This window comes from Pseudomonas sp. RT4P38 (assembly GCF_054897765.1).
Map to the genome: position 1 here is coordinate 4532662 of NZ_CM142703.1, position 25458 is coordinate 4558119.

Annotated in this window: 20 protein-coding genes; 2 read left to right on the forward strand and 18 right to left on the reverse strand. The window is 58.3% G+C overall.

Going from position 1 to position 25458, the window contains the following annotated elements; translation table 11 throughout:
* Positions 1-6: 6 nt before the first annotated feature.
* The 16 genes from ACYZT7_RS20955 to nspC form a co-directional block, all read right to left on the reverse strand.
* The gene (locus ACYZT7_RS20955; RefSeq protein WP_462038067.1) at positions 7-1011 is read right to left on the reverse strand and encodes an ArsJ-associated glyceraldehyde-3-phosphate dehydrogenase; all 1005 of its coding nucleotides are present in this window, start codon (positions 1009-1011) and stop codon (positions 7-9) included.
* An 11-nt stretch (positions 1012-1022) separates the two neighbouring features.
* A complete protein-coding gene (arsH, locus tag ACYZT7_RS20960; RefSeq protein ID WP_277783829.1) occupies positions 1023-1739 on the reverse strand; it encodes an arsenical resistance protein ArsH in 717 nt (238 codons plus the stop codon).
* Positions 1732-2805: an ACR3 family arsenite efflux transporter gene (gene arsB, locus ACYZT7_RS20965; RefSeq protein WP_462038068.1), complete on the reverse strand. Its 1074-nt coding sequence runs from the start codon at positions 2803-2805 to the stop codon at positions 1732-1734. Before arsB ends, arsH begins: the two co-directional genes overlap by 8 nt.
* Positions 2806-2900: 95 nt before the next feature.
* Positions 2901-3272: a metalloregulator ArsR/SmtB family transcription factor gene (locus tag ACYZT7_RS20970; RefSeq protein WP_462038069.1), complete on the reverse strand. Its 372-nt coding sequence runs from the start codon at positions 3270-3272 to the stop codon at positions 2901-2903.
* An 8-nt stretch (positions 3273-3280) separates the two neighbouring features.
* Positions 3281-3694 carry an arsenate reductase ArsC gene (locus ACYZT7_RS20975; protein ID WP_462038070.1) on the reverse strand — a complete coding sequence of 138 codons (414 nt, stop codon included), beginning with the start codon at positions 3692-3694 and terminating at the stop codon, positions 3281-3283.
* A 372-nt stretch (positions 3695-4066) separates the two neighbouring features.
* Positions 4067-5488, reverse strand: coding sequence for a mannose-1-phosphate guanylyltransferase/mannose-6-phosphate isomerase (locus ACYZT7_RS20980; protein ID WP_462038071.1), 1422 nt, complete (start codon positions 5486-5488; stop codon positions 4067-4069).
* A gap of 135 nt (positions 5489-5623) precedes the next feature.
* Complete coding sequence (locus ACYZT7_RS20985) at positions 5624-6712, reverse strand: mannuronate-specific alginate lyase (RefSeq protein WP_462038072.1); 1089 nt, start codon at positions 6710-6712, stop codon at positions 5624-5626.
* On the reverse strand, positions 6712-8109 hold the full coding sequence (locus ACYZT7_RS20990; RefSeq protein WP_462038073.1) for an alginate O-acetyltransferase AlgX-related protein: 1398 nt from the start codon (positions 8107-8109) through the stop codon (positions 6712-6714). Before ACYZT7_RS20990 ends, ACYZT7_RS20985 begins: the two co-directional genes overlap by 1 nt.
* 11 nt (positions 8110-8120) lie before the next feature.
* Positions 8121-9638, reverse strand: coding sequence for a mannuronan 5-epimerase AlgG (algG, locus tag ACYZT7_RS20995; RefSeq protein ID WP_462038074.1), 1518 nt, complete (start codon positions 9636-9638; stop codon positions 8121-8123).
* 86 nt (positions 9639-9724) lie between these two features.
* Positions 9725-11113 carry an alginate export family protein gene (locus ACYZT7_RS21000; protein ID WP_462041839.1) on the reverse strand — a complete coding sequence of 463 codons (1389 nt, stop codon included), beginning with the start codon at positions 11111-11113 and terminating at the stop codon, positions 9725-9727.
* Between the two features lie 41 nt (positions 11114-11154).
* The gene (locus ACYZT7_RS21005) at positions 11155-12555 is read right to left on the reverse strand and encodes an alginate biosynthesis protein AlgK (RefSeq protein ID WP_462038075.1); all 1401 of its coding nucleotides are present in this window, start codon (positions 12553-12555) and stop codon (positions 11155-11157) included.
* Positions 12552-13766, reverse strand: coding sequence for a PilZ domain-containing protein (locus ACYZT7_RS21010; RefSeq protein ID WP_462038076.1), 1215 nt, complete (start codon positions 13764-13766; stop codon positions 12552-12554). Before ACYZT7_RS21010 ends, ACYZT7_RS21005 begins: the two co-directional genes overlap by 4 nt.
* 117 nt (positions 13767-13883) lie before the next feature.
* Positions 13884-15365 (reverse strand): glycosyltransferase family 2 protein, encoded by a 1482-nt coding sequence (locus ACYZT7_RS21015; protein ID WP_462038077.1) that lies wholly within the window; start codon positions 15363-15365, stop codon positions 13884-13886.
* Positions 15366-15426: 61 nt separating this feature from the next.
* On the reverse strand, positions 15427-16737 hold the full coding sequence (locus ACYZT7_RS21020; RefSeq protein WP_462038078.1) for a nucleotide sugar dehydrogenase: 1311 nt from the start codon (positions 16735-16737) through the stop codon (positions 15427-15429).
* Between the two features lie 830 nt (positions 16738-17567).
* The gene (locus ACYZT7_RS21025) at positions 17568-18812 is read right to left on the reverse strand and encodes a saccharopine dehydrogenase family protein (RefSeq protein ID WP_462038079.1); all 1245 of its coding nucleotides are present in this window, start codon (positions 18810-18812) and stop codon (positions 17568-17570) included.
* A gap of 27 nt (positions 18813-18839) precedes the next feature.
* Complete coding sequence (gene nspC / locus ACYZT7_RS21030) at positions 18840-19937, reverse strand: carboxynorspermidine decarboxylase (RefSeq protein ID WP_461970274.1); 1098 nt, start codon at positions 19935-19937, stop codon at positions 18840-18842.
* 699 nt (positions 19938-20636) lie between these two features.
* Between nspC and arcA the strand changes: the two genes are divergently transcribed.
* The gene (gene arcA / locus ACYZT7_RS21035) at positions 20637-21887 is read left to right on the forward strand and encodes an arginine deiminase (protein ID WP_462038080.1); all 1251 of its coding nucleotides are present in this window, start codon (positions 20637-20639) and stop codon (positions 21885-21887) included.
* Between the two features lie 87 nt (positions 21888-21974).
* Here the strand turns inward: arcA and ACYZT7_RS21040 are convergent, their stop codons facing one another.
* Positions 21975-23144, reverse strand: a complete 1170-nt coding sequence (locus ACYZT7_RS21040; RefSeq protein WP_462038081.1) for a carboxylate-amine ligase — start codon at positions 23142-23144, stop codon at positions 21975-21977.
* A 16-nt stretch (positions 23145-23160) separates the two neighbouring features.
* Positions 23161-23472, reverse strand: coding sequence for a hypothetical protein (locus ACYZT7_RS21045; protein ID WP_462041840.1), 312 nt, complete (start codon positions 23470-23472; stop codon positions 23161-23163).
* A 471-nt stretch (positions 23473-23943) separates the two neighbouring features.
* On the opposite strand from ACYZT7_RS21045, the gene istA reads away from it, so the two are divergent.
* Positions 23944-25458, forward strand: a complete 1515-nt coding sequence (gene istA, locus ACYZT7_RS21050) for an IS21 family transposase (protein ID WP_462037595.1) — start codon at positions 23944-23946, stop codon at positions 25456-25458.

Here is a 25458-nt window from a genome sequence, read left to right on the forward strand (position 1 = left end):
CGCTCCTCAGACTGCCAGGCCGACCATTTTGGCCAGTTCGACGGTGCGATTGGCATAACCCCATTCGTTGTCGTACCAGGCATAGAGTTTGACCTGGGTGCCGTTGATGACCATGGTCGACAGCGCATCGATAATCGATGAGCGAGGGTCGGTACGGTAGTCGATGGACACCAGTGGACGCTCCTCGAAGCCGAGGATGTCTTTCAGCTCGTTCTCGGAAGCGTTCTTGAGAAACTGATTGACCTCTTCGACAGTAGTGGCCCGCTCGACTTCAAAGACACAGTCCGTCAGCGAAGCGTTGGCCAGCGGCACGCGTACGGCGTGACCATTCAGGCGCCCACGCAACTCCGGGAAAATTTCGGCAATGGCGGTGGCCGAACCGGTGCTGGTCGGAATCAGGCTCATGCCTGAAGCACGCGCACGTCGCAGATCCTTGTGCGGCTGATCGAGAATGCTTTGGGTGTTGGTCAGGTCGTGGATGGTGGTGATCGAACCGTGGCGAATGCCCAGATTCTCGTGGATGACTTTCACCACTGGCGCCAGACAGTTGGTGGTGCACGAAGCAGCGGTGACGATGCGATGTTCAGCCGGTTTGAACAGCTGATGGTTGACGCCCATGACGATGTTCAGCGCCCCTTTTTCTTTCACCGGGGCACTGACCACCACACGCTTCACGCCTTGGTCGAGGTAAGCCTGTAGCACAGCGACGGTCTTCATCTTGCCGCTGGCTTCAATCACCAGGTCGCAGCCCGACCAATCGGTGCCTGCAATCGCTTTGTTGGCCGTTACCTTGATTCGTTTGCCGTCGATGACGATGCTGTCGCCCTCAGAGTCGGCCTGGTAACTCCAACGACCATGCACCGAGTCGAAGTTCAGCAGGTGCGCATGAGTGGCCGCGTCCCCTGCCGGATCGTTAATCTGCACGAATTCGAACTCTGGCCAACTCCAGGCTGCTCGCAGCGCGAGGCGACCGATCCGACCAAAACCATTGATGCCAACTTTGATAGTCATGTTTCCCCCTTTCATATGGAGCGCTGATTGACACGTTTCATGAGTTCTTCGGCCGACTCCTTGCGCTCGGAATAACGATCGACCAAATAGTCCTGACGGTCGCGAAGCAGCAGCGTGAACTTCACCAACTCTTCCATCACATCAACGACACGGTCGTAGAACGGAGAAGGCTTCATCCGGCCGTTATCGTCGAATTCCATATAGGCCTTCGGCACGGAGGATTGGTTGGGGATGGTGAACATGCGCATCCAACGTCCCAGCACTCGCAGCTGATTGACCACGTTGAACGACTGCGAGCCACCGCACACCTGCATGACGGCGAGGGTTTTGCCCTGGGTCGGGCGTACCGCGCCCATCGCAAGTGGCACCCAATCAATCTGAGCCTTGAAGACCGCGCTCATGGAACCGTGACGTTCTGGAGAACACCAGACCTGCCCCTCGGACCACAGCATCAGCTCGCGCAGTTCCTTCACACGGGGATGATCGTCGGGAGCGTCATCTGGCAGCGGTAAACCTGATGGATTGAAAATCCGCGCCTCGGCGCCGAAGTGCTCCAGCAGTCGAGCGGCCTCCTCAACCAGCAGTCGACTGAAGGAGCGCTCTCGGGTCGATCCATACAACAGCAAAATGCGCGGCTTATGGATGGAGGTCTTTTCAATACCGAGTTTGTCTGTCGATGGGAGATCAACCAGTTCGGTATCGAGTTGGGGGATGTGGTCATCAAACATAGTCTTTGTCCTGCGCAACGGCGCTCTTGGATTCATCGAACCAGCGGCGTTTCAACCAAAGGGCCACACCGACCAGGGAAATCAGTACCGGCACTTCCACCAACGGGCCAATCACCGTGGCAAAGGCGACCGGAGAAGCCAGACCAAAGGTGGCAATGGCCACGGCAATCGCTAGTTCGAAGTTGTTGCTCGCGGCTGTGAAAGCCAGTGCAGTGGTGCGTGGGTAATCAGCCTTGAGCAATTTGCCCATCCAGAAGCTGATGAAGAACATCACCACGAAGTAGATAGTTAGCGGGATCGCGATGCGCAATACATCGAATGGCAATTGCAGCACCACGTCACCTTTGAGACTGAACATTGCCACGATGGTCAACAGCAGTGCCACCAGCGTCAGCGGGCTGATCTTCGGAATGAAGCGCTCCTGAAACCAAGCTTCGCCTTTACGGGCGATGAGAATTTTGCGGGTCAGGAAGCCTGCCAGGAACGGCACACCCAGGTAGATCAGGATCGACTCGGCAATGCTGACAAAGCTGGTCTCAATCACGCTGCCTTCCAGCCCGAACAGCGGCGGCAATAGCCCAAGGAAGACCCAGGCGTACAGACTGAAAAACAGGATCTGGAAGATGCTGTTAAAAGCCACTAGCCCGGCGACGTACTGATTGTTGCCACCTGCGATCTGGTTCCAGACCAGCACCATCGCGATGCAACGAGCCAGGCCGATCAGGATCAGACCCGTCATGTATTCCGGCTGGTCCCGCAAGAAGATGATCGCCAGCGCGAACATCAACACCGGGCCGATGACCCAGTTCTGGACCAAAGACAAAACGAGGATGCGCTTGTCCTTGAAGACTTCCGGCAGTTCCTCATAACGGACCTTGGCCAGAGGCGGATACATCATCACGATCAAACCGATAGCGATGGGTATGTTGGTTGTGCCCACAGAAAGACTGTTGAGCCACTGCGGCCAGCCTTCGAACAGGCTCCCCAAACCAATGCCCAAGGCCATGGCGAGAAAAATCCACAACGTCAGGTAACGGTCCAGGAAGGAAAGGCGGCTTTTACTCATGGTCATTGCTCCTGTGGTTACAGCGTGCCAATCAGGGCCAGCTCTGCCTTGAGCTGTTCGGCACTCAGTTGGGATAGCGGCAAAGCCTGGCGGAATCAGGCGATCTGGCTTTCACAGCACGCGGCTGCCCGCTCGGGGCGGTCACCCATCTCATCAAGGCGTTTGGCGTCAGGGCTCAACCAATGCTTGTTGCTTTCGAGCACAGTGGTCAGCACTTGATGGACCCAATCAGGGAGATTCGGGTGCAGTCGGTAATACACCCATTGGCCTTGCCGACGGTCCGACAGCAAACCGCAACCGCGCAGCTGCGCGAGGTGTCTGGAAACTTTTGGCTGACTCTCATTCAACGCACAGGTCAGCTCGCAAACACATAGCTCTCCTTCACGGGTGATGAGCATCATCGTGCGGACCCGAGTGTCGTCAGCCAGGCATTTGAAAACAGTGGTCGGTGTCAGATGGTCAGCCATATTCGTTCTCAGTGTTTGTTTTTGACCAAGACGAACATCTTGATGCGCTCATGAATTTCGTGAAGGGTGTGACGGAAGGCATCGGGTTTGATGCTGGTCACCGGGTCTTCAAAACTCCAGGCCAATGCCTCACCGGCTCCAGGTAAAGACAGGCATTCCGCTGCGGATTTATCACACAAGGTGATGACGTAATCAAAACGCTCACCACGGAACTCGTCTATCGACTTGCTACGTAATCCTTCGGTGCTCACACCGATGTGTGAAAGCGCCTCAAAGGTGCGCGGATCTACCTGAGTCGGAACGGTGCCGGCGCTGAACGCCTCGAAATGCTCCGAATCGGTATGCCGCAGCAACGCTTGGGCCAACTGAGAGCGTGCAGCATTGGCGGTACAGACGAACAGGACACGGGATTTGCTGGTCATAGTGAAATCTCAGCTCATATGCGGTTTGGCGAATATATGCTTTTCCAAATACAAGGTAAAGACTCAGCGGCAGATTAACCCTTGAAGCGATAGGGCTCCGCCGTTCACCTGCACTTAAAGCCACGCGCAATGGCGTGATAAACGTAAATTGCTTAGCGGGCCACTTCAGAATATTTGAGGGGATGCATATATGGTTTTTGTAATAAACATGTCATTCACGCAGAAATAGGCCACTCCCCTGGCACAGGGACTACCTGGACGTGCACAAGAAATAAGCAGGCAGCCCTAACCCGCCCCCGGTCGTAGAGGGCGGATTCGGTGGCTGCTCACTAGGCTTTTCAAAAACCTGGTGAGGTACGAGGTGCGACGGGCTCAACTCTTGACCTGTTGGTTCCTGCCGTAGACATCTTCCAGGCGCTCGATATCGTCCTCACCCAGGTAACTGCCGGACTGCACCTCGATAATTTCCAGCGGGATCTTGCCGGGGTTGGACAGGCGATGCACCGAAGCGATCGGGATGTAGGTGGACTGGTTTTCAGTGAGCAGGAAGACCTTTTCGTTGCACGTCACCTGGGCGGTGCCGGACACCACGATCCAGTGTTCGGCACGGTGGTGATGCATCTGCAGGGAAAGCTGCGCGCCAGGTTTCACGGTGATGTGCTTGACCTGGTGACGGGTGCCGCTGTCCACCGAATCGTAACTACCCCAGGGACGATACACCGCGCAATGGCTCTGGGTTTCCGAGCGGCCTTTGGCATCGAGCGCATTGACCAGTTTTTTCACGTCCTGCACGGCATCGCGGTGCGCGACCATCAATGCATCCTTGGTTTCTATGACAACCAAATCGTCCAGCCCTAGCAGGGTCACCAGCTTGCTACTGCCATGCACGAAGCAATTGCGGCTGTTATAGCTGACTACATCGCCCTTGAGTACATTGCCCTCGGCGTCCTTGTCATGCACATCCCACAGCGAAGACCAGCAACCGACATCACTCCAGCCAGCGCTTAGCGGGACGACGCAGGCGCGGCTGGTGCGCTCCATCACCGCATAGTCGATGGAGTTGTCCGGGCAGCATTCAAAAGTGACCCGATCGATACTGGTCACGCCTTCACTGCTGCGGCTGCGCTCCAGGGCCAGCACGCAGGTGTCGTACATGTCGGGTTCGTGAGTGCGCAACTCGTCGAGATAGCGGCTGGCACGGAACAGGAACATGCCGCTGTTCCAGAAGTACTCGCCGGACCGGACAAATTCGCTGGCGGTTTGCTGGTCAGGTTTCTCAATAAACTTCTCGACCTTGAAGGCGCTGGCACCAGCATCGTCGCAGGCAGCCTTGATATACCCAAAGCCGGTTTCCGGACGCGTCGCCGGAATGCCGAACAGCACCATATTGCCTTTGAGCGCCTCTTCCTGCGCATGTGACAGCGTGGCGCGCAAGGCGGGCACGTCACTGATCACATGGTCGGCCGGAAGCACTAGCAGCAACTCATCGCGGCCCTCAGCGATCAGCTTGAGGGCCGCCAGCGCCACCGCCGGCGCGGTATTGCGGCCAAAAGGTTCGAGCAGTATCGCCTGCGGCGTACAGCCGATAGCGGCGAGTTGTTCATTGACGATAAAGCGATGCTCCTGATTACAAACCACTATCGGCTTGGCGATACCCTCGAACGCCAGGCGCTGCAGGGTCTGCTGAAACAGCGATCCCTCGCCTGCCAGACTCAGGAATTGCTTGGGATACAACTTGCGTGACAACGGCCACAACCGCGAACCACTGCCGCCGGACAGAATGACTGGAATCATTTTACGTTCCTCCCGCACCTTCATCACTCGACATGAAGGCTCTTCGAACAGCGAAGGACTGCCTTCCGTTATTTAAAACACAAGCGCAATTCAGGACGGCCGCACCGGGTATCCGAGACGTGTTGGCTGTCGTACTTATTCTTTCTGGTCAGCAAATAGCTGGGTGATGTCGCCGCCCAGTCGGTAGGTTTTCATTGGTTCGATCGATTGGCGCCAGCGGTCGGTTTGCACCGAGCAGTCGTACAGCGCGCAGTAAGGTTCCAGCCAGGCAAACTTGCCGTCCTCGTTGAGGTCCTCGAGTTCTTGCTTGTAGCCGGTCTTGCGTTCAAACGAGCGTGGATCCTTGATCCCTTCCTCCACCCGCGCCGCCAGACGCCGCATGGCGCCGTGGTTTTCTTCGCGCAGGTCGACGTTATTGGCTCGGGCAAAGGCAGCGATCATCATCAGCGGCCCCATCGCGTAGTTGTGGTAAGCCAGTGCGCGGGTGTCGCGGCTCAGTTCGTTGGGCAGATATCCGTCGGTATCGACTTGGGAAGCGCCGATGCGAAACTGCGCTACCGACCAGTCGAACAGGTCGCCCCGGTCGACCACCACTGAGGCCGCCATGACGGCCCAGGCCGCCCAATACTGGTGGTTGTTCAACCGGTCCAGCGGCTGGTCGCGCCAGTCCCGCACCACCTGATCGGCGACCTGGCCGATCCAGACCTCGATCGGCCGGGTCTGCGCCTCGCGCCCCCTCAATGGCTGCGAACGCGAATACTTGAGCCGCAAATAGGCCGAAGAAATACTGCCCAGCGCCCATTTGCGCATCGACTTGCCGGTATGGGTGTAGGTGGTACTCAGCAGCGCCTGCGCCTTGGCCCAATCGCCCAGCCAGCTCAGGGTGCATTCCACGTGGCCTGCGCGGCCGAGCCGTAAATAGGCTGCGACTTGTTTGTTGACGCCTTTCTCCAGTTCGTTGATATCGGCTGACATTTGCTTGTAGCGTTGGTTGGATTGCACGTTGAACTGATCACGTGCCTTGCCCGAGCCCTCGTACTTACTGGGGATCAACAGGTCACCGGTATAGGGTTTGGGCGCCGCCGGACAGCTCGGAGCGTCGCCTTTTTTGTCCACGGCCGGCGCGTAATAGCCCTGCGGCGGGCGGAGTTGAGCGGCCGCCTGCACGATCGGCCCCATCAAAATGAAGGCCACGCCAACGGCGGCCCAGTGCGCCTGACGCATCAGTGCCCCTCCATCTGCGCGGTGCGCAGGGAAGGTGCCGCAGAGATGACTGGCTTGGCACACAAGCGGGCCGAGAGTTCCATGGAGGCCGTTCCAGGCGGTGGCTGCACGTCCATTGAAAGAAAAGTCAGTTCGTCCCAGTCTGCATCGGCTCGCAGCTCAAAGGCGAAGCGGCCCTGGGTATTGACCGTCGGCGCACGGCTCAAGTTGATGTTTTCCTGGCGACCGTTCATGAAGGTCAGGGTCGCGCTCATCAAATGCACGGCGGGATCGGCGAACTTGAGATCGACCTGATAACGATTGCCCTTGATCGGATACACCGCGCCGCCACCGCCGTTGAACAACACTTGATTGCGCCCGCTGTGCAAGGTCGAATGACTTTTGAGCAGCGGCGCCTGGTTGTCGCAACCATCGCTCAGCGCCGCCATCGCCTGCCGGTAGAAGCTGGATTTCTGGATGCTGTCGAGATTATCGGTTTCCCACACCAGCACCGTCGGCGGGCGCTTCTGAAAGTCGTCGCCGAGCAGGTAGGCGATCAACGAATCATCGTAGCCACCGCCCGGAACACTGAAGTTGCTGACCGGTGTCTGCAGATACTGTTCGAGGAAACCGGCAAAGTTGAACGCCTCGCCGCTGGCGCTGGTACCGATCAATGCGACCTTGGCGGGGAGCTTGGAATCGCCCTGGGCCCGGGTTTGATAACGGGTGACAAACTGCGCCGCATAACCGTTGCCGCAGATCTGTGCGGCGGCTTTTTGCAACGTGCCAGAGCGTCCCAGCAGGCCGGCCGGCTGGCTGGCAAAAACCTGATGCGGCAACGCCTTGAGCACATCGTTGCCCCTGAGCGTCTGGGCCACCAACTGGGCGCTGCGTTCGGCGCCATAGGGCGTCCAGTTGTGATCGCCCTTAAAGTAGAAGGGCTGCCCGGCTGGCTGTGGCGCACTCAGCAGGTTGGTAAAGTCGGGGACCTGAATTCCCAAGTCGCGCACCCGGACCAGCGTTTGCACGTAGTTCTGCCGGGCCTTGGCCTGATCGAAGCTGGCCAGTTCCAGCGGCATCAGGCGGTCGGCATGCAGCAAGCCGCGGCTGGGTGGCATCACCAGCACGAGCTCGACCCCGCGCTGGGCCAGCCCGTCGCGCAAGCGCTTGAGGGCCTTGTAACCGCTCTCATCGAGGCCGAAGTCAGTGCGGAAATCGCTTTGGGTGCGAAAGAGCCACTGGTCCTTGGCCTCCACCAGAGTCGCGTAGTTTTTCAGCGTCGGCTGCTCGTAAAGAGCCGCCTGCGCCGCTTGCGGGCACAGCTTGCAGCAGGCCTCGGCCGTGTACTCCGGCTGCGCCTGGACCCACGCCGGCACAGACAGCATGCATAGCGCGGCATACCCATGGATTGTCTTCATCAGCAGGCTCCTCAAAGTTTCACCGGCAGAATCAATGCGGCTTCACGGCGACGCAGGAGAATGTCCATCAAGTCGCCCTGCACCTCTCCCAGCAAACCGGTGAAGGCAAGGCCGTCCTGTTTCTGCGGCGCCAGAAAGGTCAAGTCGTAGAGTTCCAGACGCGAGGGTGAAAACACCGTGATAGGACTGGAACCGTTGCCGATCAGCTTGCCGCCGACCACGGTGAGCGACAGCTTGGCTTCGAAGGGGTCTTCCTTGAGATCGCGGTCGCTGCCGCGCAAATCCTTGATGTGGCCGTAGATGCCGGTCAGGGCATTGGCCATCAGCTCGTTTTCATACAGCCGCACACCGGTACTGTTACGCACCCGAATCCCATGGCGGTTATTGTCGACTGCGCGGTTGCGCCAGAGCAGGTTATTGCCGCTCTCATACAGAGTTATGCCGTCGGAGTGGTTTTTGTAGGATTCGTTGTAGGCCAGCAGGTTATTGACGCTGGAACGGTCCAGGACAATGCCCGACAGGTGATTGTTGTAGGCGCGGTTGTAGATGATCCAGCTGTCATTGACCTCGCGCGAGAGGATAATGCCGTGCTTCTTGCGGGTACCGAAGGCATCGTTGTGGGCAATGATCAGCCGGCGCGAACGATCGTGCGGGTCGATGCCATAGACGATGTTGTCGCGATAGGCATTGCCGAGAATCACCACGTCGTCGGCCTCATAGCAATAGAAGCCGTACCAGTTGTCGACGAACTCGGAATTGAGCAGCCAGCCGGTCGGCCGCTTGCGCTTCATCTTCGGCGCCATGCTCGGGCTGTACTGGGAAATACTCACGCCATAACTCTTGCTCGCGGTGTAGCCGAAGCTGGTGATGGTGCTGTTGACGATGTAGGTCTCGGTGCCGCCCCAGGACACCAGGAAGGGCCGGAACTCCCCCTCTTTCTTGTACCAGGCCGGGCTGTTGTTCTTCTCGCTCCAGGCGCTGACCTTGGTGTCGGTGATAAACAGCTTGCCGTCATTGACCAGGAAGGAACCGCCCTCCTGGGACAATCGCAACTCCTTGACCGACTTGTCGATATGCAGGGTCCCGCCGGGACGTATGACGATTGGCAAGCGCGCCAGAAACACCCCCGGCGCAGTTTCGCGCAAGGCCGTCGGTGGCAGGCTGCGCGCCAGTTGCGTCAGGCTCATGTAGCCACGGTCGATGAAGATCGCCACCGGCATTCGCTGCTGGCGCACCACCCATTCCTTCAGACGCTCCTTACCGCCGATGAACTCGTCGAGCGAGTTTTCCTTGAGCATCGGCTGGATCAAGGCACGGCCGGCGGGTTTGTAGGAAATCTTCTCCATGGCTGCCTCGGCCGTATAGCCGGACAGGTCAGGGATCTTCGGCTCGCTGATCAGCAAGGGTTTTCCCGGAGCCTCGCTGATGGTATAGCGCGGCGGTTCGACGAGACCCGCCGCGCTGACACCCGCGGCCTGCACCAACAGCAGTCCGGCGAGCAACAGCGCGATCTTGACGACACTGTCCATAAGTCTCACCCATCAAAATAAATGCAATCTGGTGTGATCAAGGCGCTGTTGCCCACAATGGAATCACTGCGGGCAACAACCCGGACCTAAATTTTCCAAACGAAATCAATGAACGCCCGGTGCATGCTCGAATCGGTGTCGCTGGCGTAAGCGTCGCCCGTGAAGAACACGCCGAGGCGCAAGCGGACCAGTGCCGAGGGTTCGTCAACCCAATCCACCATGCTCGCGGGCAACAGACCCTGCTTGAAGTACTTGGTCATGACCAGATCGACTTCCTGGCCCAAGTCCTTCTCACCGTCCACCAGAGCCGCATTGATGATCCCGTCGTCGCCAGTGTCCTGCTGGTCGTCGACCCGCCAGAAGCGGTGGTAGACGAGGCTGGCGTCGTAGTCCTCGCGCAACTGCCAGGAGCCGAACACGGTAGCCACCTGGAGGTTGCTCAGTTCACCGCGAAAGGCTTCACCGAAGCGGTGTACGCGCGAACGCGTGCCGGTGTAGTTCGAGCGGTTGCTCTGCAGGCCGGTTTGCTGGAACTGATTCTCCTGGTCGCGACCACCGCCGTCGCCGCGGGCCGCGGCCGCACCGAGGCGCCAGCTCTCATCGATGTTCCAGCGCAAACCCAAGTCTGCGGCCCAGGCGTTGACGTCGCCACTGGTGTGGCCCGTCGCGACCCGATCGCCGTCAGGGCCGACCACGGTGGTGAGGTTGTCGCGATCGCCGGTCAGCCAGGTTGCGTTGAGCCAGTAATTGACCGGCATCGTCGAGCGATAGTTGTAGCCGTCACCGTTCGCTTCGAGGCCGACCCAGGTCAGGCTGCCGGTGTTGGTCTTGTCGAGTGCATCGATCTGCTCGCCAGCGTCGGGCAGATTGCCGCTGTCCTCTGAGTGATGTACCCGCAGGCCTACCCAATTATTGGGCGTCCATTGCGTAGAGATGTCGGCGAAGGCATGGGAACGGTCTTCGTCTTCGGGCGCCAGGTCGTCCACATCGGTGCGGTAGTCGGAAAAGCGTTGAGCGGCGCCGAGGTGGGTGCGCAGCAGAGTGGTTTCGAAGGTCCAGTTGAGCGCTTCGATGTTGGTGTCCATCCACTCGCCACTGTCCTCACGCAGACGCTGGCGCCCCAGACGCAGATGCTCGCCCGGATAAGCGGTGATGCCCGCATAATCGACCCAGAACTCGCGCATCGCGAGGTAACTGTCATCCGTCTCACGGGCGTTAGTGGCGTCGACACCGTTGTTGATGGTATCGGTATCGATGGTATCGGTCGCGGCTACCGCCTGCCCCATCGCATAGGCACTCCAGTTACCCCACTGGCCAAAGGCCCAAGGGCGCACGTCGATGCCGATACCGTTGACCGTGCCACCGGACGCGGTGCCCAGGTCACGGTCCTCCTGCGACTCAGCGGTAATTTTCACATCCAGACCGAAGTTCTTCGGTGCCACTTCCGCCGCCAGCACCAGATCGACGCTGCACATCAGCGAAACCCCAAGACCACATCCTGCCAACAATGCTTGCTTCATAGTAAGTCCTGTCCATTTTCCGGAGTTTGCAACCTAGCTAAAGCCGCGCCCGTCAGACGGGCCTGGGCTTCTTCCTCAAGCAAGGGCTGCGCGATTTTCCTTTCTGCCGGGGTCAACCCCGACTGCAGGGCCGACAGTACTGGCTCTGCATTTACCACGCCCTGGCGCTGCGCGAGTTGCGCAAAGACAAAAGCATTGACCCGATTGACCTTGATCCCACGGGAGTCGGAAAACATGTGGGCCAGGGCCAGGTCGGCGTTGGGCGAGCCGTTGCGGGCTGCCAGCAACAAATGTAGCAGCGCTTTCTGTGGTTCGACCTGGCCCAGATAACCGCGCCGGTACAACTGGCCCAGGTAGTAATGCGCCCCGACTTCACCGGCCGCGGCCGCCTTGAGTAAATGCTCTTCAGCCAGGCGCGGATCCTGTGGCAACCATTTGCCGAGGTAATACAGCCGCCCGGTCAGCAGTTCCGCCCGTGGGTCGCCCGCCTCGCGCCCGCGCTGCAAGGCCGAAAGCAATTGCGGCGCATCGCCTTGCACGGGGTAGTCGTTGATCAACCGTGCGAGGCTGGTCCAGGCCGGCGCATAGACCGGTGCCAGTTCCTCGAGCAGGCGCTGGGCGCTTTGCGGATCGGCCGGGCCTTCGAGGGCTGGCGACGACAGAACCCGCGCCACTGACTCGACCCGCAAGGGCGCTACTCGTCCCTCACGCAAACCCTGGCGCAACTGTGCCAGCAAGTCCGCTTGCGCCTTGGGCTGGGCGCGCATTCGGTTGATGGTGGCCAGCTCCACATAACAGGCATCGAGTACCGCCAGCCGCGCCCGGCACATCTGCTCGATCTGCGGCAGGTGAGCCTTATAAGTGCCCTGATTGCGGTATATCAGAATCTGCGCCAGGTCCGCCTCGACAATGCCCTGGGCGCGCCAGCTATCGACCTTCTGCTGCGGTTCCACCACAGGTGCCATTCGCGGGTAGCCCAGGTACAACAACGTCAGCGGCACCACCGCAGTGAACTCGCCTTTATCCAGCGCGCCTTCCAACAATTGCCGGGCCTCGTGCACTTGCTGGGGATCACTCGGGCTCTGACGCAGCAACAGACGGCCCAGCCGTGACTGCGCCTTGACCGATTCCGGCGCGGCTTGCCGGTACAAGACTTCCGCCTCTTTCAGGCTCGTCGGGTCACCCGCCGACGCCGTCAAGTCGCCCATCCCGGCCTGGGCATCGGCATAGCCGTCTTCCGCCAGCGCCGCGTAGTGCTTGCGTGCTGTTTCATAATCGCCGCGCAACATGGCCTCGCGCGCCACCCCCTGATCCGGCAGGGTGCCACACCCATGACTCATCGTCAGAGCAGCGGCCAGCGCAGAAAACCGCAGCCCCGATCGCCATACGCCGTTCATTTTCCGGCCGCCATGACTTTATTCTCCCAGGCGTTCTTCACCCAGGTGTTGGCCGCCACGGCATTCTGCACCCAGACATTGTCCTGCAGATCTTCGACACTGACCTCCACCGGACGTCCGGCCAGTTCGGTCCGCAACGGGCTGTCAGGCTCAATGGTCACCCGCAGGTCGGAGGCCAGGCCACCGTTATCCAGCGCCACGGCGGCGATTTTGCCCGTGCGTGGCTGTTCTTCTCCGATCAGTAGAAAGCTCACTGACTTGCCAGGCTGGATCTTGGCAAAATTCTTGTAGGGGAAGCGCGCTTCGATGGTTGCCACACCGTCGATCGGCATCAACTCGTACACCGTGGTGCCCTTGCCGACGACCTGCCCGTCCGGCACCAGCTGCGCCACCACCCGGCAATCGCAAGGGCTGGTCAGCGAACCTTGCAGGGTGCGGCTGAACAGGCGCTCAAGGTTTTCCGGGGTCGCCTGCCCGGGCGGCAGGTTGCCTTTCATTACATCCAGCAGCGAGGCGGAAAAAGTCGCCAGCGGGGCCCCCTTGGATACCACCGCCCCCACCTTGACCAACGATTTGACGCTGCCGTCGCGCGGCAGGCCGATCAACTGACCGGGCACATTGACCCGCGCCGATTCGGCGTGAGTGACGAAATAAATGCCATACAACTGGTTCAGCACATAACCAAAGGCAACCAGTCCCACCAGAAACATCAGCAGGCTCACCGTGGTCGCCCGCAATCGTGCGAAAAAGCCCATGCCGTTGCCGCTTTCGTGCTTTCGCGGCTTGGTGAAGTTGTCGCGTTGTTGAGTCGCGAGCATGTCACCCAGGCTGATCACCCCTCCCGAGAGGTAGGAGGTGATCAGATAACGCAATGCGGAAATCGCGCGCGGAGGCAGGTTGTGGAACTCGCAACCCACCCGCAGCCCCTCGCTGCATACCGAGCGCACGACAAATTCCACGTCGATGGCAAACCCCAGCGCATCGACCTGGAACACCAGTTTGCCTTTGTGATGGCGGCCCGCGATCAGTGGAGTGTCCGGCTGACTCAGGCTGAAGCCACCGGCCGACAAGTCGATCAGCTCGCAATCGAACTTCTCCCGGTCCGGCCCATTAAACTTGATCCGTGCCGGTAGATTCAGCCGCGCATGCTGACGCTGCACCTCTGACTCATGCACGACATTGTCATCAACAGCAAAAACGGCTGTGTTCATAACGCGCCCCTTCCCATCCACGATTCAGACCGATCCGGCAGGTCAGTGCCGGTGTTCACCTTTATTCTTTACCGTTGAGCAGACCGACACGGCACGCGGACTACCCTGAAACCTGCGCTACACCACCCACATCAGCAGCGCGCAAAACACACTGCCGGCCGAAAAGGTCATGGCCCGCGACGACCAGGTATTGAACCAGCGCTGATAGCTGGCCAGCCCGCGGTCGAGTCTGGTTTTCTGGCGCGTCCACGATTGCCGGTCGAGACGGAAGAACACATAGATCTTCACCATGGCGCCGACCAACTGGTTGTAATAGATAATCAGTGGATAAGCCGGCCCGACCGGGTGCCCCGAAGCCAGCAACAGCAGACTCAGGATCAAGCGAGTCACGCCGATCCAGAGCACATAGATCAGCAGGTAGGCCGCGCTGTATTTGAGGCTGGCAATGATCGCTATTGACGGCCCGAGCAGGCTGGCCCACATCGATACGCGTTGGTCGAACAGCACCAGCGAGGTGAACCAGCCCAACCGCTGCGCGCCCAGGTGCAGGGCCCGCGAGTTCTGCCGCAGGTTATTGCCATACCAGCGGAACATCAGCTTGCGGCTGGCCTTGAAGAAGCTCTTTTCCGGTGGGTGCTCAACCGTGTTGATCGCCGCATCGGGCACATAAAAGGTGTCGTAGCCCAGCCGCATCAGACTGTACCAACTGGACTTGTCATCACCGGTCAAGAAGCGGAAACGCCCCAGACGCCAGTGCTGCAGATAATCGCTCTCAACGTCTTGAATAAAGCCGGGGTCGGTCACCACCTGGGCGCGGAACACCGACATCCGCCCGGTCATTGTCAGCACTCGCTTGCCCAGTGCCATCGAACACATATTGATGTGCCGCTGGGCGAACCGCAGCTTGTGCCATTGGCTCATCAGGTAGCTTCCGCGCACCTCGCAGAACTCATTGGTGGTCAGCCCGCCGACTTTCGGGAACAGCTTGAACCAGGGCACGGTCTGACGCACCAGCCCGGGCGAAAGCACGGTGTCGCCATCGACCACCGCCACCACCGCATCGGCATCCGGCAAATGCCGGGAGATCGCCCGAAAACCATGGGCCAGGCCATCGCGCTTACCGGTGCCGGGAATCCGCACGAAGCTCAGCTTGACCTGCTCCGGCGGGGTATAGCTGTCCCAGAGCGCTTTGATCAGCAGTTCATCGGCCAGCTCGACGATGGAACAGACCACCGTGGTCGGGTAGCCACAACCAATGGCCTCTTCGATCACCGAGCGGTAGACCTGCGCCGTGGTCAACGCATCGATACGAAAACTGGTGACCAGCAAAAACACTTGCGACGGATCGGCACTTCTGCCCAGCCTGGTGACTTTGCGTCTGTAATAAGGAAATACCAGATAAAGGAACAGCATCCCCCGCAGGTAATGGATCGCGCCCATCGAATAACGCCAGATACCAACCGCCCCCAGCAACAGGAGAAAGTCCCTGGATTCGGGATCGAACACTGTGCGCGGCAGCAACAGTGCAAGCCCCATCAGCGCGGTGACGTAGAACAGCCAGCCCGCCGCTTCGCGCAAGTAAACCCTGGAATCAACCATAGATATGACCCCTACTCGATAAACCCATGTTGCTTGGAGCGCACCAGCTCGCGCGCCTCGCTTACCAGCAGATACCCTCAAGCCGATCGCCACTGGCGTGCGGCATGAAGCCCACCAGGTCGACCACTTGCTTGCCCTCGGGCACTTGAAGCGCAATGGCTTCGAAGGACTCGTCACTGTTACCCAGCACGATCACGTCCGCCTGCTCGATCACCTTCGCAAGGTCAGCGCATAACAGCGAAGCGAGGTGCGGAATCTTCGACTCGATGTATTCCTTGTTGGCCCCGTAGATACGCGCGTACTCAACGTTGCGGTCGAATATATGCAGGTCGTATCCCTTGCCTATCAACATCTCGGCCAACTCCACCAGCGGGCTTTCGCGCAGGTCATCGGTGCCCGCCTTGAAGCTCAGGCCGAGTAGCGCGACACGCCGCTTGCCGTAACTGCTGATAATGTCGAAGGCTCTCTGTACCTGCACCGCATTGCTGCGCATGATCGAGGCCAGTAGCGGGTGCTCGACGTCCATTTGCCCGGCGCGATAGTTCAGCGCACGCACATCCTTGGGCAGGCAGGAACCGCCGAAGGCGAAGCCGGGGCGCATGTAATAACGCGACAGGTTGAGTTTGGTGTCCTGGCAGATCACGTCCATCACATCGCGACCGTCGACGCCGGCGGCCTTTGCGATATTGCCGATCTCATTGGCGAAGGTCACTTTGGTCGCGTGCCAGACGTTGCAGGTGTACTTGATCATCTCCGCCACTTCGATGCTCCTGCGCAGGAGCGGCGCGTCCAGCTCTTGATAGAGCGCGGCGAGCATGTCACCGCTGCGCTGGTCGAGTTCACCGATCACCGTCATGGGCGGACAGTTATAATCCTTGATCGCGGTACTTTCGCGCAGGAACTCCGGGTTGATCGCCACGCCGAAGTCGACCCCGGCCTTCTTGCCGGAACAGTCTTCAAGTATCGGGATCACCACGTTCTTCACGGTGCCCGGCAGCACCGTGCTACGCACCACGACCGTATGCCAACTGTCCTTGTCGTGCAGGGCTTCGCCGATCTCGCGGCAGACCGACTCTATGTAGACCAAATCCAGATCGCCATTCTTCTTGCTGGGCGTACCGACGGCGATGAACGACATATCCGTGCCCATCACTGCCGCCTTCACATCACCGCCACCCCGCAGCAGCCCAAAATTTACCCCTTGCTCGAGCAGCGACTCCAGGCCCGGCTCAACGATGGGCGACTTACCCTGGTTGATCAGGTCGACCTTGACTTGCGAGACATCCACCCCGATTACCTCATGACCGCGAGCACAGAGACAGCCCGCACAGACAGCGCCCACGTACCCCAAACCAAATATGCTGATACGCATCGGTGAATACCCCCGTATACCCTGATTCAGGAAGGCCATCGGCATGCCACGCAGACCGACAGTCGCTCTACCGCGCCAACTAGCCGGCAGTTAGGTACAACTTGATTCTCGACCACACTTGAAGAACTGGAGTGTAGACAAACATCACTTCGGCACTGTCATTTTTTAAAAAAAATTTCGAACACTTCGCGCCGACAACATTTGCAGCGAGATCAGCAAAGCGAGTGCCAACATCGACATCACGTTAACCCTTAAGAAAAACACTAATAAAATCAGATTGATATGAAAGTTATCGAGCATGACAACTTGAACAAAAAATACATCCACGCACCAAAAACAAGCAGGCACTTACGATACCTGCTGAATAGACACGCCCAAAGCCCTGACACGGTGCAACGCCAACGTTACAACATTGTAAGCGTGACTATTTAAATTCATCGCACACTGTAAAGCGAATGAAACATGTCAATTTTTTAATAACTATTTATTGGCGCTAATATTACGAGCAACCGTTAATTTCTTAAACGTAAACTCGTGTTGAGACTGGACATGGACAGCGAGTTGAAAAAATCGACCAGCATCAAGTTTTCAACGTCTGCAAGAGCGAGAGTTAGTCGATGAGCTTAAGCTCGGAGCTTGGTCAGCTACTGTCCTTGACGACCGGTTGAATTCACAGTTGATTGCTGCCGCTTCACGCCCTGAGGATGTCACTCAACCTTGAACTCGTCCTCAACAAGCTCAACAAATGACGCACAAAGCAAAACGCCGCTCAAAGAGCGGCGTTTTTGCGTTTAGAGCGGGAAACGAGACTCACCTGTAATTTCGGCGCCTCAAACGTTGCAGCTCCAGGGACGATCGCCACTCTCATCCTTGATGCGGGTCGGCAGGCCCATCACATCCAGCGCCTTGAGGAACGGCTCAGCCGGCAGCTCCTCGACGTTGACCATACGCTGCACGTCCCACTCGCCGCGGGCGACCAGCAGGGCTGCGGCCACGGGCGGCACGCCAGCGGTATAGGAAATGCCCTGGCTGTCGGTTTCTGCGTAGGCGTCTTCATGATCGGCCACGTTGTAGATGAACACCTCGCGCGGCTGGCCATCCTTGGTGCCCTTGACCAGATCGCCGATGCAGGTCTTGCCGGTGTAGCCAGGGGCCAGCGAGCTCGGATCGGGCAGCACGGCCTTGACCACTTTCAGCGGCACGACTTCCAGGCCTTCAGCGGTCTTGACCGGTTGCTCAGAGAGCAGCCCGAGGTTCCTGAGCACGGTGAACACATTGATGTAATGCTCGCCAAAGCTCATCCAGAAACGCACGTTGGGCACGTTGAGGTTCTTCGACAGCGAGTGAACTTCATCGTGGCCGGTCAGGTACAGGTTCTGCGCCCCTACGACCGGCAGGTCGTCAGTGCGTTTGACTTCGAACATCGTGTTGCTCGTCCACTGGCTGTTCTGCCAGCTCCACACCTGTCCGGTGAACTCGCGGAAGTTGATTTCCGGGTCGAAATTGGTGGCGAAATACTTGCCGTGGGTACCGGCATTGACGTCAAGAATGTCGATCGAATCAATGCGGTCGAAATACTGTTGCTGCGCCAGCGCTGCATAGGCGTTGACCACACCCGGGTCGAAGCCCACGCCGAGAATGGCGGTGATGTTCTTCTCTTTGCACTCCTCGAGGTGGTTCCACTCGTAGTTGCCATACCAGGGCGGCGTCTCGCAGATTTTGCCCGGTTCTTCGTGAATGGCGGTGTCCAGGTAGGCTACACCGGTGTCGATGCAGGCACGCAGCACCGACATGTTGAGGAACGCGGAACCGACGTTGATGACGATCTGCGATCCGGTTTCGCGGATCAGCGCCTTGGTCGCTTCGACATCCAGGGCGTTCAGCGAGAAGGCCTGGATTTCGGCGGGCACTTTGAGGCTGCCCTTGGCCTTGACGCTGTCGATGATGGCCTGGCACTTGGAGATGTTGCGCGACGCGATAGCAATACGACCGAGTTCATCGTTGTGCTGCGCGCACTTGTGGGCCACCACCTTGGCGACACCTCCTGCACCAATGATAAGCACGTTCTTCTTCAATTTTTCTCTCTCTCCTTCTCTGCCAGCTTACGAAAGGCTGGACATGTAGTCGTTGTAACCAAACTCACGAACCACCTCGACAGTACCGTCGAGTTGTTTCACTACGATGGACGGCATTTTCAGGCCGTTGAACCAATTCTTCTTGACCATGGTGTAACCCGCGGCGTCGATGAACGACAGCCGATCACCGATGGCCAGCGGACGATCAAATTGATATTCACCGAAAATGTCTCCGGCCAGGCAGGATTTGCCGCACACCATGTAGGTGTGCTCGCCCTCGCTGGGCGCCAGCTTGGCATTCAGGCGATAGATCAGCAGATCGAGCATGTGTGCTTCGATAGAGCTGTCCACGACTGCCAGGTGCTTGCCGTTGTAGAGGGTGTCGAGCACGGTGACTTCCAGCGAAGCGCTCTGTGTGATGGCGGCTTCGCCCGGCTCCAGATAGACCTGAACGCCGTATTTTTGCGAAAAGGCCTTGAGGCGCGCGCAAAATTCATCCAGCGCGTAGCCTTCACCGGTGAAGTGGATGCCGCCGCCGAGGCTGACCCACTCGACCTTGTGCAGCAGATGACCGAATCGCTCTTCGATGGTGCACAGCATTTGGTCGAACAGGCCGAAGTCGCCGTTCTCGCAGTTGTTGTGGAACATGAAGCCAGAGATCTGGTCGATGACCTGCTCGATCTTCACCGGGTCCCACTCGCCCAGTCGGCTGAACGGCCGCGCGGGGTCAGCCAGCAGATAATCCGAGCTGCTCACTTGCGGATTGACCCGCAGACCGCGGACCTTGCCTGCTGACGCCTCAGTGTAGCGCTGCAATTGGCCAATGGAATTGAAGATGATCTTGTCGCAGTTCTCGAGCATCTCCTCGATCTCGTCGTCGGCCCAGGCCACGCTGTAGGCGTGAGTCTCGCCAGCGAACTTCTGTCGACCGAGTTTGAGCTCGTAGAGCGACGACGATGTGGTGCCGTCCATGTATTGCTGCATCAGGTCGAACACCGACCAGGTGGCGAAGCACTTGAGTGCCAGCAGGGCCTTGGCCCCGGACTGTTCGCGCACATAGGCGATCTTCTGCATGTTCGCCAGCAGCTTTTGCTTGTCGATGAGGTAGTACGGCGTTTTGATCATTTCGAGGCGCCTCCGGCAAGGCCAACCAAAAAAGGATGCGCATTGTGCCTTCACTGACTGCATATCGAAAGAGCAGAAAGCGCTGCTCGCTGAGTCAACCTGAACGGGACCGAGGAGCATGTTGCACTTTGGGGCGTCGAACAGGGCGCTGCCTTTGCCACTGGATCCCTCTCCATGCGTAGTCAACGGCTATTGTAACGCTCTGACTTTCCAGCCTCACAGCAGTTGCCAGTCGGATGTCCGCTTCACGCCAATCTGTTTGTCTATGGCCTGATCCGCCCCAAGCCTTGATAAACCAGAATGTTCCGTAGCCCTTCCTTATTGTCTGGAACCTCTACCGTACCCGCCAATCAATCTTATATGAGGTGGGTATAGGACTGAGACGGTGATCTATGACGGCAAACGAGGATCTGATTGACTGGAATACCCACTGGCGAATCTCTAACGGTGTCGTGTCTTGCCGGACTTGCGAAGCACAACAACGAGAAGCTGAACGAGGTGCAACATTTGAACACTGTCCTGGCTGTGGGCACGCGGGACAAAAGCATAATCCGTGGGATGACTTGGATTCCATCTGTAAAAAGTTTGATGGCTTGGCATAAATGGCCGGAGTAAATCCGGTTCTCGCTAACCGGCTGGCTTGTGCCGATTGGGGAACCCCCTTTCCGCGCGATTGCCGATAATTTCAAGGATCCCGCCATGCCAAAGCTCAAACTCGGCGTCCACTCCGAAGCCGGCAAACTCCACAGGGTCATGGTTTGCTCGCCCGGTCTGGCCCACCAGCGGCTGACTCCGGATAACTGCAACGAATTGCTGTTTGACGACGTGCTGTGGGTCGCCCAGGCCAAACGCGATCATTTCGACTTTGTCACCAAAATGCGCGAACGCAACATCGACGTGCTGGAGATGCACAACCTGTTGACTGACATCGTCTGTGTCCCCGAAGCCCTCGACTGGATTTTGCAGCGCAAAATCACCGCCAACTCGGTTGGCTTTGGCCTGATCAATGAAGTGGATTCCTGGTTGCGTAGCCTGGAGCCGCGCAAGATCGCCGAGTTCCTTATCGGCGGCATATCAGCCGATGACTTGCCGGACAGCGTCGGTTGCAAGACCCTCCAGATGTACCGCGACTTCCTCGGCCACTCAAGCTTCATTCTGCCGCCACTGCCGAATACCCAGTTTACCCGCGACACCGCTTGCTGGATCTACGGTGGCGTTACGCTCAACCCGATGCACTGGCCGGCACGTCGCCAGGAAACCCTACTGGTAAGCGCCATCTACAAATTCCACCCTGAATTCACTAACGCCGACTTTCAGATCTGGTACGGCGACCCGGACCAGGAACACGGCAACGCCACGCTGGAGGGCGGCGATGTGATGCCAATCGGGAACGGTGTGGTGTTGATCGGCATGGGCGAACGCTCGTCCCATCAGGCCATCGGCCAACTGGCGTTGAACCTGTTTAAGCACAACGTCGTGGAGCGGGTGATCATTGCCGGCTTGCCGAAATCCCGCGCGGCGATGCACCTGGACACCGTCTTCAGTTTTTGTGACCGCGATGTAGTGACGATCTTTCCGGAAGTGGTGAACCAGATCGTCGCGTTCTCCCTACGTCCGGACGAGGGCAAACCCGGTGGCATCGACATTCGTCGCGAGGAAACCAGTTTCCTGCGCACCGTGGCAAAGGCGCTCAACTTGAAAGCCTTGCGCGTCGTCGAAACCGGCGGCAACAGCTTTGCCGCTGAACGCGAACAGTGGGATGACGGTAACAACGTGGTGGCCGTGGAGCCGGGTGTCGTGATCGGTTATGACCGCAACACTTACACCAACACTTTGTTGAGAAAGGCCGGCGTAGAAGTCATTACCATCAGCGCCGGCGAACTCGTTCGCGGACGTGGCGGCGGCCATTGCATGACCTGCCCGATCATTCGCGACCCTATCGATTATTAACTCAAAAAGGAGGCCACAGGCGTTGCGGGTGTGCCCTCGATGACGTGGCGTAATTCTAGGGTGGAAATCACTTCTAACGACCGTAGGTTATGCATTTGTGCTGGAAAACGGGGGCAAGCCCTTCAGTTCGCGATTGGCTCCCGCTGTTTCCATCAGCAGCTGATCGACTACGTGTGAGAGGGCTTCATAGACACTCCGTCCACTGCCAACGCTTTCTTCGTAGACATAACGTTGCCGTTCTGCACTGGTGCCTTCACGGATAATTCGCCGAAGCTGAGAAAAAACATTCTCTACACCCAGTGCTCGAGCTGTATCTCCCAAGATCTCCTCTGCCATGAAAAGCCATTGTTCAATCGTAAATGGCCGGTCGTACCCCTCAACCAGGAACGCTGCGTAGACTCCATATCTTTTAGCTCTCCATCGATTCTCCATCAGCATCCATCTGGATTTTTGCGAGTAGTCCGATCCTGGACGAGGTTGATCGATAGCGTAGGCGATCATTAATCGGAAAAAAGAGGCGATACACAAAGCGTCCTCTAGACGCGGACATGCGTCCGTCATTCGCAATTCCAGCGTCGGGTACCTGGCAGAGGGCCGCACCCCCCACCAGCAATCGCTTGGCATTTTCATCGAGCCGGTTGAAATCAAAAATGCGATGTAGGCGTCATAGGCGAGATGATCCTCAAGGAACTCCGGTACGCCCATCCTGGGCCATTCATCACAGGCTGTCTGGCGATAGCTTGCAAATCCGCTGTCGGCACCATCCCAAAAGGGTGAGGAGCTACTTAAGGCCAGTAGGAAAGGTACCCACGGAAGCACCTCGTTCATCACCTGAATTCGATCCAAGTGATTCGCAATCTCCACATGTACGTGCAAACCCGATAGCAGACTGCGCCGTGCGACGCGTTGGTAATCTTTGAACAGCTGCTGAAAATGACTCTGGTCTGTGGCGTGTTGCATACGCCAGTCCGCCAAGGGATGACTACCGGCACACAGCAACCCTAATTCAAAAGACTGGAGAGAATGCTGCAACGTGCCGCGCGCGTTAGCGAGATAATCCGCTGCTTGCGCAAGACTCGTAAAAACAGGCGAAGCTACTTCGATCTGTGCTTGGAACATCTCGTACGCAAAGCTTTGCCCCAATTCAACTTTGCACTTGTCACTCACCTCGCAGGATAGATTCCCAGGCATCTGTCGGGTGACCAGGTCGGTTATGAAATACTCTTCTTCTATACCAAACTTCAGCTGACCGTTCATTGCTCCTCCCTGTCCCCTAAACGAGATTCAGGTCAGTCGACAGCGCCGACGTTTCACACATCGTCTTACAAGGATCAACCGAGTGGTAATCCTCTCCCGCGACTGCACGCAAATAAGCCTGATCCGCCTGAACTCGTAAGTCTCTCCACTCCTCCCAATCAACAATTCCTTTACGATCCATCTCGTCCGCCTGTCGAAGCAGTTCCTCATGATAGGTATCTGGACAGTCCATACGCAGAGAGCAGTTCTCGAGCGCGCGATGCCACACATCCAGAGCAAAAAGTCTTCGCTCTTGCGCTGGCGTCAGCAGGTTCTTAAAAGAGTTCATGACGGCATGAATCCTGGAAGTATTTCTGAATGGATCTGCGAAATTTGCCGTGGGTTCATGAAGGCCGACCAAAGGTGTTTTATCTGTAATGACGAAGCAGCCAAGAATCGTCCACTTCTGAAAAAATCCATACGATTCACAAGCCTGGGTCCGCTGATATATACCGGCCACCCGATAATCAGAACTCATCTTCGGCAAGATTATAGGTGGTCATATTGCCGTTTTGGGCTTTATACAGCTTCAGCGTGAGGTCACTGTAGCGCGTACCTGGGGATTCCATGCGCACTTGGACACCCATTCCACGCTAACTTGGACACTCATTCCACGGCCACTTGGACACTGATTCCACGAGCACTTGGACAGTGATCTCTCACTGATCCGACCCAAGCTCAGGCAGGCAGCAACGCAGGATTATTCACTACCATCGACCTCTTTTCTCGAAGCGAAGAGGTCGTCGTGGAGCGTATATCCATGCGTAAAATCCGAGAGGTACTACGCCTAAAGTTCGACGCCGGCCTGTCCGTGCGAAAAATTGCCACCAGCCTGCGCATCAGCAGCGGCAGTGCCGGCAATTATCTGCACCGCTTCAACGCTTGCGGGCTGACTTGGCCCACGCAGTTGTCGGACGCCGAACTGGAGCGATGTCTATTCCCGCCAGCGCCGACGGTGCCCAGCGATCAACGTCCGATGCCGGACTGGGCTCATGTCCATGCCGAGTTACGTCGCCCCGGCGTCACCTTGGCCCTGCTCTGGCAAGAGTATCGGCTCACCCACCCGCAAGGTTTCCAGTACAGCTGGTTCTGCGAGCACTACCGCCTCTGGGCCGCGAAGATCGATGTGGTCATGCGCCAGGAACACCGTGCCGGCGAGAAGCTGTTTGTCGATTACGCCGGCCAGACCGTGCCAGTCATTGATCGGCGAACGGGCGAGATCCGCCAAACGCAGATCTTCGTCGCCGTCCTCGGCGCGTCCAGCTACACCTTCGCCGAGGCCACCTGGTCGCAGAAACTGCCCGACTGGCTGGGCTCGCACGTGCGCTGCTTCGCCTTTCTCGGCGGTACATCGCAGATCCTGGTACCGGACAATCTGCGCAGCGGCGTTACCAAAGCGCATCGTTACGAGCCCGACATCAACCCCAGTTACCGCGACCTCGCCGAGCATTACGGCGTAGCCGTGCTGCCCGCGCGTTCGCGTAAACCCAAGGACAAAGCCAAGGTTGAAGTCGGCGTACAGGTAGTCGAGCGGTGGATCCTGGCGGTGCTGCGCAACCGCCAGTTCTTCTCCTTGGGCGAACTCAACACAGCCATCGGATTGCTGCTGGATCGCCTCAATCAGAAGCCCTTCAAGAAGCTGCCCGGCTCACGCCGGTCAGCCTTCGAGACCATCGACCGGCCGGCGCTGCAAGCGCTGCCGGAACACCCTTACGTCTACGCCGAATGGAAAAAGGTACGCGTCCACATCGACTACCACGTCGAGGTCGACGGCCATTACTACTCGGTGCCGTACCAGCTGGTGAAGCACCAACTCGAAGTGCGGCTAACCGCTAAGACCGTCGAGTGCTTCCACGCCAACCAGCGGGTGGCCAGCCATCTGCGCTCGCCGCACAAAGGCCGCCACACCACCCAAACCGAGCACATGCCCAAAAGTCACCGCGAACATGCCGAATGGACGCCGCAGCGACTGATCCACTGGGCTGAGCAGACCGGGCCGAACACCGCTGGTGTCATCGCTCATATCCTCGAACGCCGAATCCATCCGCAGCACGGCTTCCGCGCCTGCCTGGGGATTCTGCGCCTGAGCAAACAGCACGGCGAAGAGCGGCTGGAAGCCGCTTGCCAGCGAGCGCTGGCACTGGGCGCGTGCAGCTACAAAAGCCTCGAATCGATCCTGCGCCAAGGACTGGAACGGCTACCGCTGGCCCAGCAGAACCTGCCGTTACTGCCCGAAGAACACATCAACCTGCGCGGCCCTGGCTACTACCACTGA

What these genes read in the sequence shown, in the direction of transcription:
- arsB (WP_462038068.1), bottom strand. Translation starts at nt 2,805, where the DNA reads ATGAGTAAAAGCCGCCTTTCCTTCCTGGACCGTTACCTGACGTTGTGG.
- ACYZT7_RS21005 (WP_462038075.1), bottom strand. Translation starts at nt 12,555, where the DNA reads ATGAACGGCGTATGGCGATCGGGGCTGCGGTTTTCTGCGCTGGCCGCT.
- ACYZT7_RS21040 (WP_462038081.1), bottom strand. Translation starts at nt 23,144, where the DNA reads ATGAACGGTCAGCTGAAGTTTGGTATAGAAGAAGAGTATTTCATAACC.
- ACYZT7_RS20990 (WP_462038073.1), bottom strand. Translation starts at nt 8,109, where the DNA reads ATGAAGACAATCCATGGGTATGCCGCGCTATGCATGCTGTCTGTGCCG.
- ACYZT7_RS21010 (WP_462038076.1), bottom strand. Translation starts at nt 13,766, where the DNA reads ATGAACACAGCCGTTTTTGCTGTTGATGACAATGTCGTGCATGAGTCA.
- ACYZT7_RS21045 (WP_462041840.1), bottom strand. Translation starts at nt 23,472, where the DNA reads ATGAACTCTTTTAAGAACCTGCTGACGCCAGCGCAAGAGCGAAGACTT.
- ACYZT7_RS20955 (WP_462038067.1), bottom strand. Translation starts at nt 1,011, where the DNA reads ATGACTATCAAAGTTGGCATCAATGGTTTTGGTCGGATCGGTCGCCTC.
- ACYZT7_RS20975 (WP_462038070.1), bottom strand. Translation starts at nt 3,694, where the DNA reads ATGACCAGCAAATCCCGTGTCCTGTTCGTCTGTACCGCCAATGCTGCA.
- ACYZT7_RS20980 (WP_462038071.1), bottom strand. Translation starts at nt 5,488, where the DNA reads ATGATTCCAGTCATTCTGTCCGGCGGCAGTGGTTCGCGGTTGTGGCCG.
- algG (WP_462038074.1), bottom strand. Translation starts at nt 9,638, where the DNA reads ATGGACAGTGTCGTCAAGATCGCGCTGTTGCTCGCCGGACTGCTGTTG.
- ACYZT7_RS21000 (WP_462041839.1), bottom strand. Translation starts at nt 11,113, where the DNA reads ATGTGCAGCGTCGATCTGGTGCTGGCGGCGGAAGTGGCACCGAAGAAC.
- ACYZT7_RS20970 (WP_462038069.1), bottom strand. Translation starts at nt 3,272, where the DNA reads ATGGCTGACCATCTGACACCGACCACTGTTTTCAAATGCCTGGCTGAC.
- arsH (WP_277783829.1), bottom strand. Translation starts at nt 1,739, where the DNA reads ATGTTTGATGACCACATCCCCCAACTCGATACCGAACTGGTTGATCTC.
- ACYZT7_RS21015 (WP_462038077.1), bottom strand. Translation starts at nt 15,365, where the DNA reads ATGGTTGATTCCAGGGTTTACTTGCGCGAAGCGGCGGGCTGGCTGTTC.
- arcA (WP_462038080.1), top strand. Translation starts at nt 20,637, where the DNA reads ATGCCAAAGCTCAAACTCGGCGTCCACTCCGAAGCCGGCAAACTCCAC.
- istA (WP_462037595.1), top strand. Translation starts at nt 23,944, where the DNA reads ATGCGTAAAATCCGAGAGGTACTACGCCTAAAGTTCGACGCCGGCCTG.
- nspC (WP_461970274.1), bottom strand. Translation starts at nt 19,937, where the DNA reads ATGATCAAAACGCCGTACTACCTCATCGACAAGCAAAAGCTGCTGGCG.
- ACYZT7_RS20985 (WP_462038072.1), bottom strand. Translation starts at nt 6,712, where the DNA reads ATGCGTCAGGCGCACTGGGCCGCCGTTGGCGTGGCCTTCATTTTGATG.
- ACYZT7_RS21020 (WP_462038078.1), bottom strand. Translation starts at nt 16,737, where the DNA reads ATGCGTATCAGCATATTTGGTTTGGGGTACGTGGGCGCTGTCTGTGCG.